The sequence below is a fragment of the Carbonatibacter coralli genome (genome assembly GCF_039592655.1).
Lineage (GTDB): Bacteria > Pseudomonadota > Alphaproteobacteria > Kiloniellales > Kiloniellaceae > Carbonatibacter > Carbonatibacter coralli.
The window spans coordinates 37,168-52,531 of the sequence record NZ_JBBUTJ010000001.1 but is presented as its reverse complement, the minus strand read 5'-3'; the positions used below and the strand labels follow the sequence as shown (position 1 = coordinate 52,531).

Genomic DNA, 15,364 nt, shown 5'->3' with positions numbered 1-15,364 from the left:
CTGAAACACTGCAGAAAAGCTGATTGTGATGAGTAGGATTTAATGATGGCGAGTGTGACAGGCAGTGTTGGCAGGCTTTTTGAAGAAATTGCTGAATTGAATGCAGAAATCGAAAAGGTTGACGCTGTTGCCAAGCAGATTGATGCAATTGCCAGACAGACAAACCTTCTGGCCTTGAACGCGACCATTGAAGCCGCCCGTGCCGGTGAGGCTGGTCGTGGCTTTGCCGTTGTTGCGGGTGAAGTCAAGCAGCTGGCCAGTCAGACAAGTCAGGCCACAACAGAAATTGGCCAAACCCTTGCCTCTCTGGGCAGCCATATCGAAAATCTCCGCAAAATCAGTGAAACAGTCCAGGCGACACTGGGGACAGAGGAACAGGCTGAACAAGAGTTCTCTGATGCCGTCTGATCTGAAGGCGGAAAAACAGCACTATGTGATGCTTGTTGCCCTTGGACTGATCTGGGGCAGCTCCTTTCCGTTGATCAAGATTTCCCTTGAAACGATTGATGCGCTCAGCGGTGTTGTTGCCAGACTGGTGCTGGCTGCGGTCTTCATGACGCTTTTTACCCTGTCGCGCGGATTGCGCCTTCCCCGGGATCCGGCGCTCTGGGGAAAGTTTTCTCTGCTTGCCATGATGGGAACGCTGGGGCCCTTTGTACTGATCTTCTGGGCGCAGCAATATGTTGATGCCGCACTGGCTTCGATCCTGATGGGGCTTGTTCCCCTGAGTTCGCTGGTCATGGCGCACCTTCTGACCAGTGACGAGAAGATGTCGGTGCCAAAGCTGGCGGGGGTCCTGGTCGGGTTTGCGGGGGTGGTTGTCCTGATCGGGCCGGAGGCCCTGTCCGGTCTGGGCACCAACGTGATTGGTCAGATTGCCATTGCCCTGTCTGCGTTCAGTTACGGCTTCAACAGTGTCATGGCTCGGCGGACGAGGGTCACGGATTTGAATCCCTTTGTCAGCACTTCGGGTGTGCTGATCTGTTCTGCGCTCCTGTCCCTGCCGTTGCTCTTCATCGGAGGAACAGAGCTTCATACCGTGTCTCTGCGCAGTGGTCTGGCTGTTACAGGGCTTGCTGTTCTGGGGACCTGTGGGGCCTATATTCTGCTCTATACACTTCTGCGGCAGGTCGGAGCAGCCTTTACCTCGCTGAACAATTATCTGGTGCCGTTGTCGGGTGTCGGAATTTCGGTCGTATTCCTCGGGGAGCAGTTGAATGCCTCCGCGCTTCTGGCCTTTTGTCTGATCGTCGGAGGAATCGCCATTTCCAGGATGCGGATTGGTCGTAAAGCTGTTACGACTGAATAGGGTTATTCCTCTGCCGGGCAGGGGGCAGACGTCGTTGAGAGAAGGCAAAAATGGGTAAAAAGTTTCCTCGAGCTGTAACAGTAAAAAGACACATCACCTTTTTTGCTGCAGCGCTGGTCCTGTCCGGCTGTGCTGCCAGTTCCGTCGATCCCATTCCTCAAAAACCTTCCCGGATTGTTCAGGAGGCGCTGGATGCGTCCTATGAACGCTATGGCAGAACGCCGAGTTCTCCCTGGGGCTTTGCCTATTGTTACAGTGCATCCAGCACAAATCTGGGCAAGCTCATTGAAACGGCCAAAAACACCTGTGGGCGAGGACGCCTTGAATATCGCGGAACGGACAATGTTTTTTCTGACTGTCCCCTGTTCCAGATCAGTCGCGCGAACTTTGTCTGCTATCCCCAGGCTGGCAGCGGCGAAACTGCTAAGGAATTGCCGGATCTGGGAACCTACAAGGATGACAAGGACTGGGCTGACGACTTTGACTAGGCCGCCCCGTTCCATTCCCATTCCTGTATGACGGCCTTATCGTCCTCCAGATGGACGAGTTCGTTTTTCAGGGAATGAAAAGCCTCCGGTTCGGACAGCTGCCTGCAAGCCCAGACAGCCATGGCCCTGACCAGTGGAGAGCTGTCTCTCAGCAGAGGGTAAATCTGTTTCAGGCTGTGGCTGTCTCCGCTGTTTCCCAAAGCAATCAGAACGTTCCTGACAAAGGCATTCCTGCCGATCCGCTTGATGGGTGATCCGCTGAAGACCTGTCTGAAATCGGCATCACTGAGCTGGACAAGCTCAACCAGTTTCGGAGCGGTCAGTTCGATGCGGGGGAAGACATTGGGCTCCAGTGTATCGTCTGCGAACTTGTTCCAGGGGCAGACAGCAATACAGTCATCGCAACCATAAATTCTGTTTCCAATGGGCTTGCGAAATTCCTCTGCAATGTGCCCCTTGTTCTCGATGGTCAGGTAGGAGATGCAGCGCCTTCCGTCCAGCACATAGGGAGCAGGAAAGGCCTTCGTCGGGCAGACATCCAGGCATCGGCTGCAGCGCCCGCAGTGATCCGGTTCTGCTGCATCCGGTTCCAGATCCAGCGATATGTAGATTTCACCGAGAAAGAGCCATGAACCGTGCTCTCTTGAAACCAGATGAGTGTTCTTGCCCTGCCAGCCCAGGCCACCCTGATTGGCGAAGACTTTTTCCATAACGGGGGCTGTATCGACGAAGACCTTGACCTGGCAATCCGGAATGGTGGTGACGATCCAGCGGGCGAGGGCCTTCAGCCGTTTTTTGACAAAGTCGTGGTAGTCCCTGTTGCGGGCATAGACAGAGATATTGCCGCGATCCGGGTGTTCCAGCAGTTTGAGAGGATCTTCTGCCGGGCTGTAATTGCAACCCAGTACAATGACGGACCGGGCATCCTCCCACATTTCCCGGGGGTTTTCACGCCAGTTGGAGCGGTCTTCCAGCCAGCCCATGTCGCCGTGATAGCCTCTGGCCAGGAACTCTCTGAGATGTTCCTTTGCCATGTCGCTGATCCGGGCAGGAGAAAAACCGATGGCGTCAAAACCCAGCCTGAGTGCCTCGGCCCTGATGTGTTCTTTCAGGAGCGCGTCACTGCTGTGCAACTCTGTCTTGCGGGCGGCCTTGCCGTGATTGCCCATCTCGCACAAACCTCATCAAGGGTGATGGCTCCATCAGAAACGATGGTCTGTCCTAGTCCAGAGGCGGGATGTCTCCGGCTTCCTGAAGACGATGGAATTCAAGCTGGAATTCCTCAAACCGTCCGTTTTCAATAGCCTCGCGCATCCCTGCCATCAGATCCTGATAGTATGTCAGGTTGTGGATGGTCAGCAAGATCGGTCCCAGCATTTCCTTGGCGGTGAAGAGATGCTTGATGTAGGCGCGGCTGAAACGGGTGCAGGCCATGCAGCCACAGTTCTCGTCCAGCGGGCGCGGATCGTTCCTGTGACGGTTGTTGCGCATGTTGAGCGCGCCATGCCGGGTAAAGGCCTGCCCGTTGCGTCCCGAACGGGTCGGAAGAACACAGTCGAACATGTCAATCCCGCGCGCCACGGCACCAACCAGGTCCGAAGGCTTCCCCACGCCCATCAGATAACGGGGTTTGTCTGTCGGCATTGCAGGCATGGTGAAGTCGAGAACGTCAAACATGACCTTCTGGCCTTCACCGACGGCCAGTCCGCCAACGGCGTAGCCTTCAAAGCCGATGTCGGTCAGGGCCCTGATGGACTCATGGCGAAGGTCTTCATAGGTGGACCCCTGAACAATACCGAACAGACCGTAGCCGGGACGGTTTCTGAAGGCCTTGCGGCACCGTTCGGCCCAGCGCATGGAACGCTGCATGGAAACGGCGGCTTCCTTGTGGGTTGCCGGGTAGGGGGTGCATTCGTCGAGAACCATGGTGATGTTGGAATCAAGCAGATCCTGAATCTCGATGGAGCGTTCGGGGGTCAGGTTGTGGCGGCTGCCGTCGATATGGGACTGGAAGGTCACGCCTTCCTCGGTGATTTTCCGCAAACCCGAAAGGGACATGACCTGATAGCCGCCTGAATCTGTCAGGATCGGATGGGGCCAGTCCATGAATTTGTGAAGTCCGCCGTGCTCGGCAACAAGCTCTGCTGTTGGGCGGAGCATCAGGTGATAGGTGTTGCCCAGCACGACCTCTGCACCAGTGTTGCGCAGTTGGTCAGGTGTCAGGCCCTTGACGGTCCCGGCTGTACCAACGGTCATGAAAGCCGGTGTCTGAAAGGTCCCGTGTGCCGTTGTCACTTCACCACGACGTGCGGTGCCATCCGTGGCCTTCAGTTCAAACCCGAATTCCGGGGCTGTGTTTTCCTGTTGTGTTGTCTGATCTGTCACAGTCTGTCTTCCCTCTCCAGCAGGCTGCAGTCGCCATAGGAGTAAAAACGATAGTTGTTTGTCATGGCATGGCTGTAGGCGGCTTTCATGCGCTCAAGGCCGGAAAAGGCCGAGACGAGCATGAAGAGTGTGGAGCGTGGAAGGTGGAAGTTGGTCAGCAGGGCATCCACGCATTTGAAACGGTATCCCGGAGAGATAAAGATATCGGTTGCATCGTTGTAGGGCTTGATTGTGCCGTCTTCCCCGGCCGCTGATTCCAGCAGGCGGAGGGACGTTGTACCCACAGCAATAATGCGTCCGCCGTTTTTGCGGGTTTCATTGATCAGGCTGGCGGCTTCGGAACCAATGATGCCGTTTTCACTGTGCATCCTGTGATCCTTGATGTCATCCACCTTCACTGGCAGGAAAGTCCCGGCCCCGACATGGAGTGTCAGGGTGGTGTTGCGGATGTTGTGCTGTGCAAGCTGCGCCATCAGGCGATCAGTGTAGTGCAGACTGGCTGTCGGGGCTGCGACAGCTCCGGTGTGTCTGGCGAAGCGCGTCTGGTAGTCCTTGCGGTCCTGATCATCGGACCCGCTTTCCCGCTGAATATAGGGGGGCAGGGGCAGGGAACCCTTGTGTTCCAGCACAGGGTAAAGCTCTTCCGGGCTCAGATTGAATTGCAGCAGGACTTCGCCTTCGTTCTTGCCCAGGACCTCAGCATTGAGGTCTTCGGAGAACACAATTCTGTCTTCGGGTTTCAGTTTCTTGGCCGGTTTGGCAAAGGCAAACCAGCGGGCCAGACCTTCTTCCGAGGGTGGTTCCTGTTTGTGAAGTGTCACTTCAACGCCTGCCTCGCCGCGTTTCCCTTTCAAGCGTGCCGGGATGACACGCGTGTCGTTGAACACCATCAGATCGCCGTCCCTGAGCAGGGCCGGGAGATCCAGCATGGTGTGATCCGTCAGGGAGGAGGCAACATGCAGCAGTCTTGCCGCATCACGGGGGGTGACCGGTCGCTGGGCAATAAATTCGCGTGGCAGATCAAAATCGAAGAGATCTGTTTTCATTCAATGGAACTCGGCTGTTGTGAAGTCGATGGTCAATCCACAGCGCTTCATCTGTTCAGACAGGCGCGCTCTGAGCGGATATCAAAAGGCATCCGGCGCAGTGGTAACAGATATTCCCGAAAAGTCAAAGTTCAACGGATATTGACTTTACAATCCCCGTTTTCTTGCTCAAGACTGGCTGGATTGAACTCGCCAAAAAGAATAGAAAGTCCCGACGAATGCGTGCGCTTTTCCTCTTTGCAATTATGTGCCTCCTGTGGGGTGCGACCTGGTACCCGATCAAGGTCGCCGCAGAGATTGCCGGTCCGTTCTGGATGGGCTCTGTACGCTTTCTGATTGCGGGCGGACTGATCCTGCTTTTCCTTTATCTGAAGGAAAAACGCCTGCCTGCCGTGCCGGGGTGGCCGCGTTTTGTGGTCGGGGCCCTTATTCTTTATGGCTTCCTGTATCTGGGGCTGTTCTGGAGCAGCACACGTCTGCCTTCGGCCGTTTCCGCGCTGGTTCACTTTGCCATGTTGCCGGTTGGCTACATGATTTTTGGCTCGCTGATCGAAAAGGAAAAGCTGAGCTATCGGCACTTTGTCGGGCTGTTGCTCGGGTTTGTCGGTGTTTCGATGCTCTTTGTTCCCAACATCGAAGGAGATATCGGGACCCTGGACGTGATCGGTGTTGTTGTTGTTCTCGTGACCACGCTGACGATGGGACTGGGGGCTGTGATGGTTCGTCCGGTGATGCAGAGCATTCCGGTCTATGCCGCTGCTGGCTACGGGCTTTTGATTGGTGGTTCGTTTCTGCTTGTCTTTGCCGTCGCTGAAAAGGCCGATGGCTGGTATGACATTGTTGTGTCGCTGGAAAGACCCGATTTTCTGCTGTCCTTTATCTATCTGGTCTTCTTTGCATCCATGGGAGCACTGGGGATCTATCTTCTGCTTCTGAGAGACTGGGGATCTGTGCGTTCCAGCCTCTATGCCTATGTCTCTCCGCTGATTGCGCTGATGATCTCGGTTTTCATCACGGACGAGACGGTTGTTCCGGTTCAGATCGCAGCGGCCATTCCGATGCTGCTGGGCGCAGCCTTTTCCTCGAACGTTCCCTGGGGGCGTCTGCTGAGAGGAAAAAGCCTGAGCCCTGCAAAGCCGGTTTCCGACTAGCTGCTGACCGGCACCTCGTAGCTGTAGGTGCTTTCCTGTGCCAGCTTGACATCATACCGCAGGCCAAAGCCGACACGTCCCTTGCTGAGATTCTCAACATAGTGAAACGGGCGGTGCTCAATGCCGGCATAGTGTGTGCCGCGCATCAGGATCATGATCCCGCGCTCGGCCCTGATCAGCTGGCTGTTTGTTTTCTGGCGATCCTCACAGATATAGAAATCCCCTGTGCCCTCCAGTGTCAGGATGGCGACAACCGCTTCAAAGCGCTTGAGATCCTGGTGGGGTGAAATACCTGTCGAACCCTGCGGGTAGCGCAGCATGGCGCGGTCATTGAAGTGAACCGGGGTCGGATAAGGCTGCGGGGACATGGCTTCCAGCGCGGCATTGAACTGGCGTTCGAAGGCTGCGGCGAACTCGTCCAGTCGCGTGCTGTCTGTAAAGTTCAGCGCGATGTCGAAATCCTGTGTGACGGCTCTGTCACCTGTTCCGACAACGGGGGAGCATTCCCGATATTTCAGATTGTTGGCCTCTTGCAGCAGGATGTCACAGCCTTCATCATCCAGAATCCGCAGTGCTGCTGCACCTTCAGCGGGAAGCTTTTCCAGTGTTTCGATCAGGCTTTCCGTTGTGCTGAGAAGCAGGCGTGTGTCGAATTCGTTGACGGGCATGCGTTTGGAATAGAGCTGTTCTGCTCCGGGTTCCATTTCCCTGACGACGGTTTGCTTGCTTTTTTTCTGGCTGGAAAAAGACATCGTGAAAAATTCCTGAAGTGTGAAGACCTGTTATCCCCCTCAGTATGCTTAGCACAGGATCGGGGTCTTGTGTGTTCTGCTAAAGTGTCGCAGACATCAAAAAACGACAGCCTTTCGGTTTGTATCCAAATCCTTTATGAAAGAGACCAAAGAACAAGCCTTTGCATTGGGGGTTACGATGAAACTTTGGGTGGGGTCTGCCGGTTTGTTCGGCGGTTTGTTGCTTGCGGTCGATGCCGCGACCAGTCACGGGACGGCTCTGGATCAGGAGGCCATGCGCTGGATTGATCTGGCCAGCAGCTACGGAATGATCCATGCCGTGGCCATGATTGCGGTCGGTTTGCTGGCCTTTGCACGCAGTCCGCTGCATCTGGTGCGCAGGATCAGCGGGACCTGTTTCCTGCTGGGAATTCTGTTCTTTTCGGGTGGTCTTGTGACAAAGGCCCTGACGGGATCTTTTCCGCTTTCCTTTCTGATCCCTGTCGGGGGCGCCCTGCAGATCCTCGGCTGGTTTTTGCTGGCGATTTTCGGATTGTCCTGCAAGGCAACCAATGAACGCTCTGTGCTTTGAAGACTGGAGAAGAAAATGAGTGAACATCTGCTGGATGCGATCGGGCTGAAATGTCCCCTGCCTGTTCTCAAGGCCCGCAAGGTTATGAAGCCTTTGCAAGCCGGTGAGGTTCTCAGGATTCTGGCAACGGACCCGAGTGCGCGTCAGGATTTTCAGTCTTTCTGCGAGACGACAGGATACAGGCTGATTTCCATTGAAGACAGGGATGATGTCACATTGGAAATTCTGATTGAAAAGACCTGATGATCCGGCGCGTTTTGCTTTGTCTTCTGCTGCTGGGGCTGTGGTGGATGTTTTCGGCAGCCTTTTTCCCGGCCTATCTTGTTGAGGGCACGAGGAATGTTCTGGGGTTCTCTTTTGAAAGCAAGGAAACCTACGTCTGGACCGTTGTTGCTGTCCGCTGTTTCTACTGGGCTATCTGGTTCGTGCTGTTTGCCCTGCTGGGACGAACGGTCTGGATGGGTTTCAAATCCGGATAAGGGAGAAAGGGGAAGCTGTCTTGCTTCCCCCTTTCCTATTCTGCCGCAATTTCATTTTGCTGCTTCGCCCGGTTGCGGGCGAGCCTGGCATCTTCCCGGTCACGCTGGAGCACGCCTTTGAGCAATGCGAGGATCGGCGGGATGATGAGAAGGGTCAGGACAGCAGAAAGAGCCAGTCCTCCGACAACGACTGATCCCAGTCCGCGATAGAGTTCCGAGCCTGCACCCGGCACCAGCACGAGCGGCAGCATGCCGACAACCGAAGTCAGTGTCGACATGAAGATCGGGCGTATACGGTTGCGTGTTGCTTCCAGAATGGCCTTGATCGGGTCCATGTCTTCGGAACGCAGGTGATGCAGGGTCTGATGCACCAGAAGAATGGCGTTGTTGACGACAATCCCCACCAGAATAACGAACCCCAGAAGTGTGAGCATGTCCAGAGGCTGGAACGTCAGCAGGTTGAGGCCGGCCAGACCGGCAACGCCGCCTGCTGTGGCCAGAGGCACAGCCAGCAGGATGAGAAGCGGATAGAGGAAGCTTTCAAAAAGGACGGCCATCACGAGGTAGACAATGACAATGGCCAGAGCCAGATCAAGAACCATGGCATCCCAGGTTTGCGCCAGTGAGTCGGCCGTTCCACTCAGATTTAGCCGTACATCCCCCGGAAGCCCCTGTGCTTCAAGAGGGGCGATCACATCTGCTTCCAGTTTTTCCAGCACTGCCTCCAGTGGAACGTTTGCGGAGGGTCGCAGTTCCAGTGTGATGGTGCGCAGTCGCTCACGGTGTCTGATTTCCGTCGGTCCTGATGTCAGGATGATGTCGGCAAGGGCGGAAGCCGGAACAATACGGCCATCCCGGGTGACAACCGGCAGGGAGTTGATTCCCTGAGTCTGGCGGATGTTGTCCTCGGGACCCTGTAACATCATGTCGACACGCTTGTTGCCAAGAGTGATTTCCTGCACGCGCAGACCGTCGTTGAAAACATCGATGGAGGTGTTGAGATCGCGCACTGTCAGGCCGTTGTCGGCCAGCTCGATACGCTTTGGCAGCAGCCGGACTTCGGGTGCTCCAAGTTCAAGGCCCGGTCTGGGACGGAACTGGTTGCCCTCGTGGATGGGGAAGGCCTGCAGGAGCATGCCGGTTGTCTGTCCTGCCACAGCAATCAGCTGGTTCAGATCGGAGCCGGAGATATCAAGATCGATCTTGCGCCCTCCACCGATGCCGCGCCCAAAGAGAGAGGGTTGATTGATGAATCCAAAGGTTCCCGGCTCCCGGAAAACGGGTTCCTGAAGCAGGGGAATCAGCTCTGCGACGCGGGAGGGATCTTCTGTTGAGGCCCCCACAAAGGTGCTGGATCGTGTTGCCACAAAGAAGAAATTGTCGATTTTTGGTGGAGCATCAGCGTTGCTTTCTCCATCTGCTTCGCTGTTCCACAGAGGGGCAGCAACGCTCTCGACACCTTCTGCAATCTCTTTCATGGTGTCCAGATTGTAGCCGGGAGGTGGCAGGATGATGCCAAAGACCAGATTGCGGTTTCCTTCCGGCAGATACTCAAGCTTTGGCAGGAAAAGCCAGGAGCCTGTCAGGGTCACACCAACCACGGAGGCCACGACAACGAGGGATCTGATCCGGCTGTTCAGGATGGACTTCTGCAGGCCCATGACTGTTTTGACAAAGCCGCTTGCGAAGTTGTCGATGACGGGCAGATGCAGGCGTTTCTGGACAGGCTCGGGGGTGAGATCATCACCGCGTCGTGTCATGAACTTGCGTGACAGGGCCGGAATGACGGTGATTGATACAAGCAGGGAAAGAACAACGGACACAGAGATGGCAACGGCGATATCCCGGAAAAGCTGCCCGACCTCCAGCTCCATGAGCAGGATGGGAATGAAGACCATCACGGTTGTGAGGGCAGAGACCAGAATGGCCCCCCAGACCTGTTCGGCCCCGATACGGGAGGCTTCGGCAGGACTTTTGCCTTCTTCCCTCAGGCGATAGATGTTCTCCAGAACAACGATAGCCGCATCGACAACCATTCCGACGGCAAAGGCAAGACCGGCCAGAGAGATCACATTGATCGAGCGTCCCAGTGTTGCCATGGCGACGAAAGAGCCGATAACCGAAACCGGGATGGCCATGGAGATAATGACGGTTGCACGAACGGAGCGCAGGAAAATCAGAAGCACTCCGGCTGCCAGAACGCCCCCGAACCAGATGTTCTGGCGCACCAGCTCAATCGCGGAATCAATGTAGATTGTCTCGTCATAAACCTGCTGGAGTGTCAGGCCGCTGTCGGGAATAACCCGGGTGTTGAGTTCGTCGACAGCCTTTTGAATAAGCTCCATTGTTGCAATGACATTTGCACCGGTCTCGCGGGTGATGTTGAAAGCCATGGCAGCATTGGCGCGGTGGCGAATGGAGGCTGTCGGTTCCTTGTAGTTGTACTCCACTGTTGCAATGTCGCCGATGGTGACGCGGGCAACGTTTCCTGACAGGACGTCGGTTTCGCTTCTGAGCACAACCGAGCGAATGGCGTCCAGGGTATCAAGTTCACCTTCCGTCCTTACGATGTAGAGACGCTTGCCTTCCTCGACATCCCCGGCGGAAACCGAGGCGCTGGCATTGCGCAGTGTGTTTGCCACTTCGGTTGCTGTCAGTCCGTAACGTGCGAGCAGGTCCGGTTGTGTGATAATGCGGATTTCCTGTTCGCTGCCGCCAAAGATGTTGACGCCGGAAACGCCGGGAACACGCTCGATCCGGTCCTTGATGATATCTTCGGCAAAGTCACCGTATGTGTGGATTGGCTTGTCGTTTCCGGGAACCCGCTTGATCACAAACCATGCAATGGCATTGTCTTCCGAACCGGAGGTGCTCAGGGTGGGTTCGTTGGCTTCTTCAGGATAGTCACTGACCCTGTCCAGCCGGTTGGCTGTCAGCAGCAGGGCGCGGCTCATGTCTGTGCCGACATTGAATTCCAGGGTGATGTCTCCTTCACCCCTGGAGGAGCTGCTGGTCATGCTGACAAGGTTTTCAAGTCCTGTCAGTTCCTCTTCCTGCTGGGTGATGATTTCGCGCTCGATCTCGGCAGGTGCGGCGCCGGGCCAGCTTGTTTCGATGCGGATCACCGGTTTGTTGACGTCCGGAGCAAGCTGGATGGGGATTGTCTGCAGGGCCACCAGACCGAAAAGCACCGTCATGATGATGGCCGAAAGCACTGCGATCGGGCGGTCGATGGAAGCCTTGATCAGGTTCATCCTTCGTCTCCCGCATCTTCGCCTGTCTGAGCCGCTGTCTCAGGCGTGTCGAATTTCAGCGGTGTACCGGGGCGGAGGCGTTCATTGCCACGGATGACAGCATATTCACCTGCGGAAAGACCGGAGAGCACTTCAATGCGGTTTTCAACCTGCTGCCCAAGCTGCAGGCTGCGCAACTGGGCTGAACCGTCCTGTGCAACAAAGGCAATCGGGCCGTTGGGGTTTTGAACAACAGCATCCTTGTGAACGGTCAGGGCCTGGCGTTTCCTGCCGGCAGGAACAAGCAGGGTGATGCTCTGATTGTCGGCAAGTTCGGGATGGCCGGACAGATCAGCAGACAATCTGACAGGCCTTGTACGGGTCAGGACATTCTCTCGCGGCAGGATGGCCCGCAGGGTTGCAATCAGCGGGGAACCGTCGGCCATGGTAAAGGTAAAGCTTTGCCCGGGCTGGACACCATCAAGGCGGCTGGAGGGCACATCCACTTCAATCTCGAGGCTTTGCGGGGACATCAGGTTGATAACAGCATCACCCTCGCTGACATATTCACCGGCCTCTGTTTCCTTGCTGAGAACAACGCCGTCATAGGGGGCCAGGACCGTAGCCTTGGACAGCTCGATCTCGGCCAGATTCAGCCTTGCGCGAACTGCGGCGATATCGGCCCTGCGCTGGGCGACTTCGGCATCGGCAATCTGCAGGTTCTGGATCGCATCATCATAGTTGGCCTTGCTGAAAGCTGTTGAGGAACGCAGTTTTTCAAGTCGGTCAAGCTGTTGCTTTGCAAGGGTGCGGCGGGCTTCAAAGGTTTTGAGCTGTGCCTGCGACGCCTGCAGTTCGCTTCGAACGAGTGCACGGTTGGCACTGAGCGTTTCAATGTCCAGTTCGGCAATGATCTGTCCTTCCTGAACCCGGTCCCCGACGGCCACGTGGATCACGGAAACAGGCCCATTGATCTGCGCTGCGACTGTCCCGCTCTGGCCGGAAACCAGACGGCCAATGACAGGGACTGTTTCATTGAGGGTTGTTTCGCGAACCGTGTCGACCTGCACCAGAGATTCCCGGGCCTGGGCGAAGGCTGTCTCCGGCAGGAGGACCCGGACTGAAAGCAGCAGGACCAGAACCCCGAACAGCTGTCTTTTTGGGGAGCGTGCAAAAGGAGTCGTCAGTTTCACGGTTCGAACCTTGTTCTGTTCTGCAAGGAACTGCCGGTCAGCACAACCTTGCGGGGCGAGTGGGAAAAGCGAGCTTTGCATCATCAGGGCAATCTACTGTTTCTAGATGAGTTTTGCTCTGTAAAAAGACCAGTATTTTTTCTTTATCATTTGCTTTTTGTGATCATATTTTGTCGGGGCTGGCGCCGCTGCAAAACATAGTGTTTTCAGAATAAGACATTGTCGCTGTTAGGATGTCCAGAAAATTAAGCTGACCGGATTGTTTGAAGTGCAAGGAGCAAGGCATGACCACCGGACTTTATCACGACAGTTCCTTCTTTGATCATGATACCGGTCCGGGGCACCCGGAACAGCCGCTGAGAGATCAGGCCGTGCGGGAGGCTCTTTCCCACCCGGATTTTGCGGCCTTGCCCCGGTTTGAGTGCTTGCCGTTGGACTGGCATGCAATCGGACGGGCTCATTCACCGGACTATCTGGCCTATCTCAAGGCAGCCGGGAGCAAGGCGCAGGATACTGGAGGGCTTGTCCAGCTTGACGGTGACACCATTCTGTCACCGCCTTCGCTGGACATTGCGCGCCGTGGCGCCGGTGCAATCTGCTCTGCGGTTGATGCTGTGGTTACGGGGGAGCTGAAAAACGCCTTTGTGGCGTCCCGTCCGCCGGGGCACCATGCCGAACGGGACAGGGCCATGGGATTTTGCCTGTTCTGTAACCCGGCCATTGCTGCCTTTCATGCACAGGACAAGTGGGGCGAAAGCCATGGTATCAGGCGTGTTGCTGTTATCGATTTTGATGTTCACCACGGCAACGGGACACAGGATATTTTCTGGTCGGAAGAAAACTGCTTTTACGGATCGACACACCAGATGCCCCTCTATCCCGGGTCCGGTGCAGCAACGGAACGGGGGCAGTTCGGTACCATTTGCAATGCACCCTTGCCCGGTGGTGCAGACGGTCATGTTTTCAGGGAGGCCATTGAAGACAGGATTTTGCCCGGGCTCAATGCCTTTGCCCCCGATCTGCTGATTGTCTCGGCCGGCTTTGATGCGCATCGCGATGATCCTCTGGCGGGTTGCAATCTGCTGGAAGAAGATTTTTCCTGGGTGACAAGGCGGCTTGTTGAGGAAGCTGAAAGGCTGTGTGAGGGGCGTTTGATCTCCGTTCTGGAGGGAGGCTATGATCTGGCCGCGCTCAGGGGATCTGTTGAAGCGCACCTTCGTGCGCTGTCAGAACATGGGGTTTGAACAATCGTGGGGGAAAAGATGAAAATTCTTGTATGCGGTGGGGGGATCGCAGGCCTGAGTGCGACCATTGCCTTGCAACAGCAGGGGCATCAGGTGTCTTTGATCGAAAGGTCAGAAAACTGGCAGACTTTCGGTGCCGGTTTGCATTTGCCGGGCAACAGCGAACCGCTGCTGAAGCATCTGGGGGTGCTGGAAGCCGTTGAAAGGCAATCGGCTTCGTTTGAGCAACTGTGCTACTGCCGCGCGGACGGGAAGGCGCTTTTTTCCCTGAATGTTGCAGCGCAGGGCTGGCCTCGTTTCAGGGCTCTTTCGCGACAGTCCTTCCATCGGATCCTGCTGGACAGGGCGGATCTGTCTTCAGCACGGACGGGTGTTGCTGTGAAGAGTGTTTCTGCTGAGGGGCATGTCATTTTGTCTGATGGCACGCAGGAGAACTTTGATCTGGTCATTGGAGCGGACGGGATCGGTTCCCGGGTGAGACGAAGCCTCTTTGGAGAGGCTTGCAAACCACAGGAAACAGGTTTTCGCTGCTGGCGCTGGATTGCCGATGATGCTGATGTGATGGCTTATCCGCGGTTTGTTATGGGACGCGGTGTTGTTCTGCTGGCAATGCCTCTGGAGGGTGGAAAAACCTATGTTTTTGTTTCTGTCCACGATCCGGAGGAACAGTTCAGGGAGCTGTCTGTTGCAGCAATGAAGAAGCTTCTGGAACAGTTTGAACCCGGCCTTGTCGCGCGACTGACAAGGGACCTTGATCCGCACAATCTCCATGAAGGCACCCTGCAGCAGATGGAGATGCAGCAGTGGAGCCGGGGCAGGGTTGTGCTGATCGGAGATGCCGCGCATGGAACCCTGCCGACCCTCGCGCAGGGCGCAGCCCAGTCCATGAAGGACGCAATTGAGCTGGCTGCTGCGCTTGATGAGGATGGAGAAATTTCTGTTGCGCTGGCCCGTTTCGAACGCAGGCGCAAACCGGAAGCGCACTGGGTGCAAGGGCAGTCCTTCAGGAGAATGGGGCTGGCCAGACTTGACAGTCCTGTCGCTGTTTTCTGCAGAAACGCGCTGTTAAGGTTGCTGGGGTCCCGCATTCTGGCTTCAGGCTGGCGTCCGCTGATTGATGGAAACTTTGCAGGCCGCCCGGAATAGGGTTTCTGGAGCTTGTGCAGTCTGATCAGGCAGGCTAAGGTGCAGGCCGGAATTTGACAAAGCGTTCCAGCGCTGAAAGACGACAGGAAGACACGGAATGACAGAGACTGCAGCTTCTCAACGCCCTGATGTTCAAAATATGAGTTTTGAGGAGGCTCTGGCCGAATTGCGTACGATTGTCAGTCGTCTTGAGCAGGGTGAAGGCAAGCTGGATGAAGCGATTGATGCCTATGAGCGCGGCGCTGCACTGAAAGCGCACTGCGAGGAAAAACTCCGTGATGCCCAGGCAAAAATCGAAAAGATCACTTTGAAAACCTCTGCCGACGGGCAGCAGGACGTTGGCGTGACTCCTTTCGATTCAGAATAG

Annotated in this window: 16 protein-coding genes; 10 read left to right on the top strand and 6 right to left on the bottom strand. The window is 55.9% G+C overall.

Features of this window, described 5'->3' with window-relative positions:
• Positions 1-45 precede the first annotated feature (45 nt).
• Genes AAAH10_RS00135 through AAAH10_RS00125 form a run of 3 tightly spaced genes read left to right on the top strand, consistent with a single transcriptional unit; the run spans position 46 to position 1,797 of the window.
• A complete protein-coding gene (locus AAAH10_RS00135) occupies positions 46-408 on the top strand; it encodes a methyl-accepting chemotaxis protein (RefSeq protein ID WP_343559243.1) in 363 nt (120 codons plus the stop codon).
• Complete coding sequence (locus AAAH10_RS00130; RefSeq protein ID WP_343559240.1) at positions 398-1,309, top strand: DMT family transporter; 912 nt, start codon at positions 398-400, stop codon at positions 1,307-1,309. Before AAAH10_RS00135 ends, AAAH10_RS00130 begins: the two co-directional genes overlap by 11 nt.
• A 50-nt stretch (positions 1,310-1,359) precedes the next feature.
• Complete coding sequence (locus tag AAAH10_RS00125; protein ID WP_343559238.1) at positions 1,360-1,797, top strand: hypothetical protein; 438 nt, start codon at positions 1,360-1,362, stop codon at positions 1,795-1,797.
• Here AAAH10_RS00125 and queG read toward each other — a convergent pair.
• Genes queG through queA form a run of 3 tightly spaced genes read right to left on the bottom strand, consistent with a single transcriptional unit; the run spans position 1,794 to position 5,228 of the window.
• On the bottom strand, positions 1,794-2,966 hold the full coding sequence (queG, locus tag AAAH10_RS00120) for a tRNA epoxyqueuosine(34) reductase QueG (RefSeq protein WP_343559236.1): 1,173 nt from the start codon (positions 2,964-2,966) through the stop codon (positions 1,794-1,796). The two genes, AAAH10_RS00125 and queG, sit on opposite strands and share 4 nt — an antisense overlap.
• A gap of 52 nt (positions 2,967-3,018) precedes the next feature.
• On the bottom strand, positions 3,019-4,182 hold the full coding sequence (tgt, locus tag AAAH10_RS00115; protein WP_343559232.1) for a tRNA guanosine(34) transglycosylase Tgt: 1,164 nt from the start codon (positions 4,180-4,182) through the stop codon (positions 3,019-3,021).
• Positions 4,179-5,228, bottom strand: a complete 1,050-nt coding sequence (queA, locus tag AAAH10_RS00110) for a tRNA preQ1(34) S-adenosylmethionine ribosyltransferase-isomerase QueA (RefSeq protein WP_343559229.1) — start codon at positions 5,226-5,228, stop codon at positions 4,179-4,181. The genes tgt and queA overlap by 4 nt, the downstream gene beginning before the upstream one ends.
• Before the next feature lie 218 nt (positions 5,229-5,446).
• Here queA and AAAH10_RS00105 point away from each other — a divergent pair, with 218 nt between their 5' ends.
• Positions 5,447-6,379, top strand: coding sequence for a DMT family transporter (locus tag AAAH10_RS00105; RefSeq protein WP_343559226.1), 933 nt, complete (start codon positions 5,447-5,449; stop codon positions 6,377-6,379).
• Here the strand turns inward: AAAH10_RS00105 and AAAH10_RS00100 are convergent.
• Positions 6,376-7,131: a hypothetical protein gene (locus tag AAAH10_RS00100; RefSeq protein ID WP_343559223.1), complete on the bottom strand. Its 756-nt coding sequence runs from the start codon at positions 7,129-7,131 to the stop codon at positions 6,376-6,378. The genes AAAH10_RS00105 and AAAH10_RS00100 overlap by 4 nt on opposite strands.
• A gap of 178 nt (positions 7,132-7,309) precedes the next feature.
• Here AAAH10_RS00100 and AAAH10_RS00095 point away from each other — a divergent pair, with 178 nt between their 5' ends.
• The 3 genes from AAAH10_RS00095 to AAAH10_RS00085 are packed head-to-tail and all read left to right on the top strand — an operon-like array spanning position 7,310 to position 8,181.
• A complete protein-coding gene (locus tag AAAH10_RS00095; protein WP_343559221.1) occupies positions 7,310-7,702 on the top strand; it encodes a DUF423 domain-containing protein in 393 nt (130 codons plus the stop codon).
• A gap of 15 nt (positions 7,703-7,717) precedes the next feature.
• Entirely contained in the window at positions 7,718-7,945 is a 228-nt protein-coding gene (locus AAAH10_RS00090) for a sulfurtransferase TusA family protein (RefSeq protein ID WP_343559219.1), read from the top strand.
• Entirely contained in the window at positions 7,945-8,181 is a 237-nt protein-coding gene (locus tag AAAH10_RS00085; protein ID WP_343559217.1) for a hypothetical protein, read from the top strand. Before AAAH10_RS00090 ends, AAAH10_RS00085 begins: the two co-directional genes overlap by 1 nt.
• 35 nt (positions 8,182-8,216) lie before the next feature.
• Here the strand turns inward: AAAH10_RS00085 and AAAH10_RS00080 are convergent, their stop codons facing one another.
• Both AAAH10_RS00080 and AAAH10_RS00075 read right to left on the bottom strand, forming a co-directional pair.
• Positions 8,217-11,435, bottom strand: coding sequence for an efflux RND transporter permease subunit (locus tag AAAH10_RS00080; protein WP_343559216.1), 3,219 nt, complete (start codon positions 11,433-11,435; stop codon positions 8,217-8,219).
• Positions 11,432-12,607, bottom strand: coding sequence for an efflux RND transporter periplasmic adaptor subunit (locus tag AAAH10_RS00075; protein ID WP_343559215.1), 1,176 nt, complete (start codon positions 12,605-12,607; stop codon positions 11,432-11,434). The genes AAAH10_RS00080 and AAAH10_RS00075 overlap by 4 nt, the downstream gene beginning before the upstream one ends.
• Before the next feature lie 284 nt (positions 12,608-12,891).
• On the opposite strand from AAAH10_RS00075, the gene AAAH10_RS00070 reads away from it, so the two are divergent.
• The 3 genes from AAAH10_RS00070 (at position 12,892) to AAAH10_RS00060 (ending at position 15,364) form a co-directional block, all read left to right on the top strand.
• Positions 12,892-13,851, top strand: a complete 960-nt coding sequence (locus AAAH10_RS00070) for a histone deacetylase family protein (RefSeq protein ID WP_343559214.1) — start codon at positions 12,892-12,894, stop codon at positions 13,849-13,851.
• Positions 13,852-13,869: 18 nt separating this feature from the next.
• Positions 13,870-14,997 carry an FAD-dependent monooxygenase gene (locus AAAH10_RS00065; RefSeq protein WP_343559213.1) on the top strand — a complete coding sequence of 376 codons (1,128 nt, stop codon included), beginning with the start codon at positions 13,870-13,872 and terminating at the stop codon, positions 14,995-14,997.
• Between the two features lie 97 nt (positions 14,998-15,094).
• Complete coding sequence (locus tag AAAH10_RS00060; protein WP_343559212.1) at positions 15,095-15,364, top strand: exodeoxyribonuclease VII small subunit; 270 nt, start codon at positions 15,095-15,097, stop codon at positions 15,362-15,364.

Coding starts and splice junctions, on each gene's coding strand:
- AAAH10_RS00100 (WP_343559223.1), bottom strand. CDS start 7,131: ATGTCTTTTTCCAGCCAGAAAAAAAGCAAGCAAACCGTCGTCAGGGAA.
- AAAH10_RS00095 (WP_343559221.1), top strand. CDS start 7,310: ATGAAACTTTGGGTGGGGTCTGCCGGTTTGTTCGGCGGTTTGTTGCTT.
- AAAH10_RS00125 (WP_343559238.1), top strand. CDS start 1,360: ATGGGTAAAAAGTTTCCTCGAGCTGTAACAGTAAAAAGACACATCACC.
- AAAH10_RS00070 (WP_343559214.1), top strand. CDS start 12,892: ATGACCACCGGACTTTATCACGACAGTTCCTTCTTTGATCATGATACC.
- AAAH10_RS00105 (WP_343559226.1), top strand. CDS start 5,447: ATGCGTGCGCTTTTCCTCTTTGCAATTATGTGCCTCCTGTGGGGTGCG.
- AAAH10_RS00065 (WP_343559213.1), top strand. CDS start 13,870: ATGAAAATTCTTGTATGCGGTGGGGGGATCGCAGGCCTGAGTGCGACC.
- AAAH10_RS00080 (WP_343559216.1), bottom strand. CDS start 11,435: ATGAACCTGATCAAGGCTTCCATCGACCGCCCGATCGCAGTGCTTTCG.
- AAAH10_RS00060 (WP_343559212.1), top strand. CDS start 15,095: ATGACAGAGACTGCAGCTTCTCAACGCCCTGATGTTCAAAATATGAGT.
- AAAH10_RS00090 (WP_343559219.1), top strand. CDS start 7,718: ATGAGTGAACATCTGCTGGATGCGATCGGGCTGAAATGTCCCCTGCCT.
- AAAH10_RS00130 (WP_343559240.1), top strand. CDS start 398: ATGCCGTCTGATCTGAAGGCGGAAAAACAGCACTATGTGATGCTTGTT.
- AAAH10_RS00085 (WP_343559217.1), top strand. CDS start 7,945: ATGATCCGGCGCGTTTTGCTTTGTCTTCTGCTGCTGGGGCTGTGGTGG.
- queG (WP_343559236.1), bottom strand. CDS start 2,966: ATGGGCAATCACGGCAAGGCCGCCCGCAAGACAGAGTTGCACAGCAGT.
- AAAH10_RS00135 (WP_343559243.1), top strand. CDS start 46: ATGGCGAGTGTGACAGGCAGTGTTGGCAGGCTTTTTGAAGAAATTGCT.
- queA (WP_343559229.1), bottom strand. CDS start 5,228: ATGAAAACAGATCTCTTCGATTTTGATCTGCCACGCGAATTTATTGCC.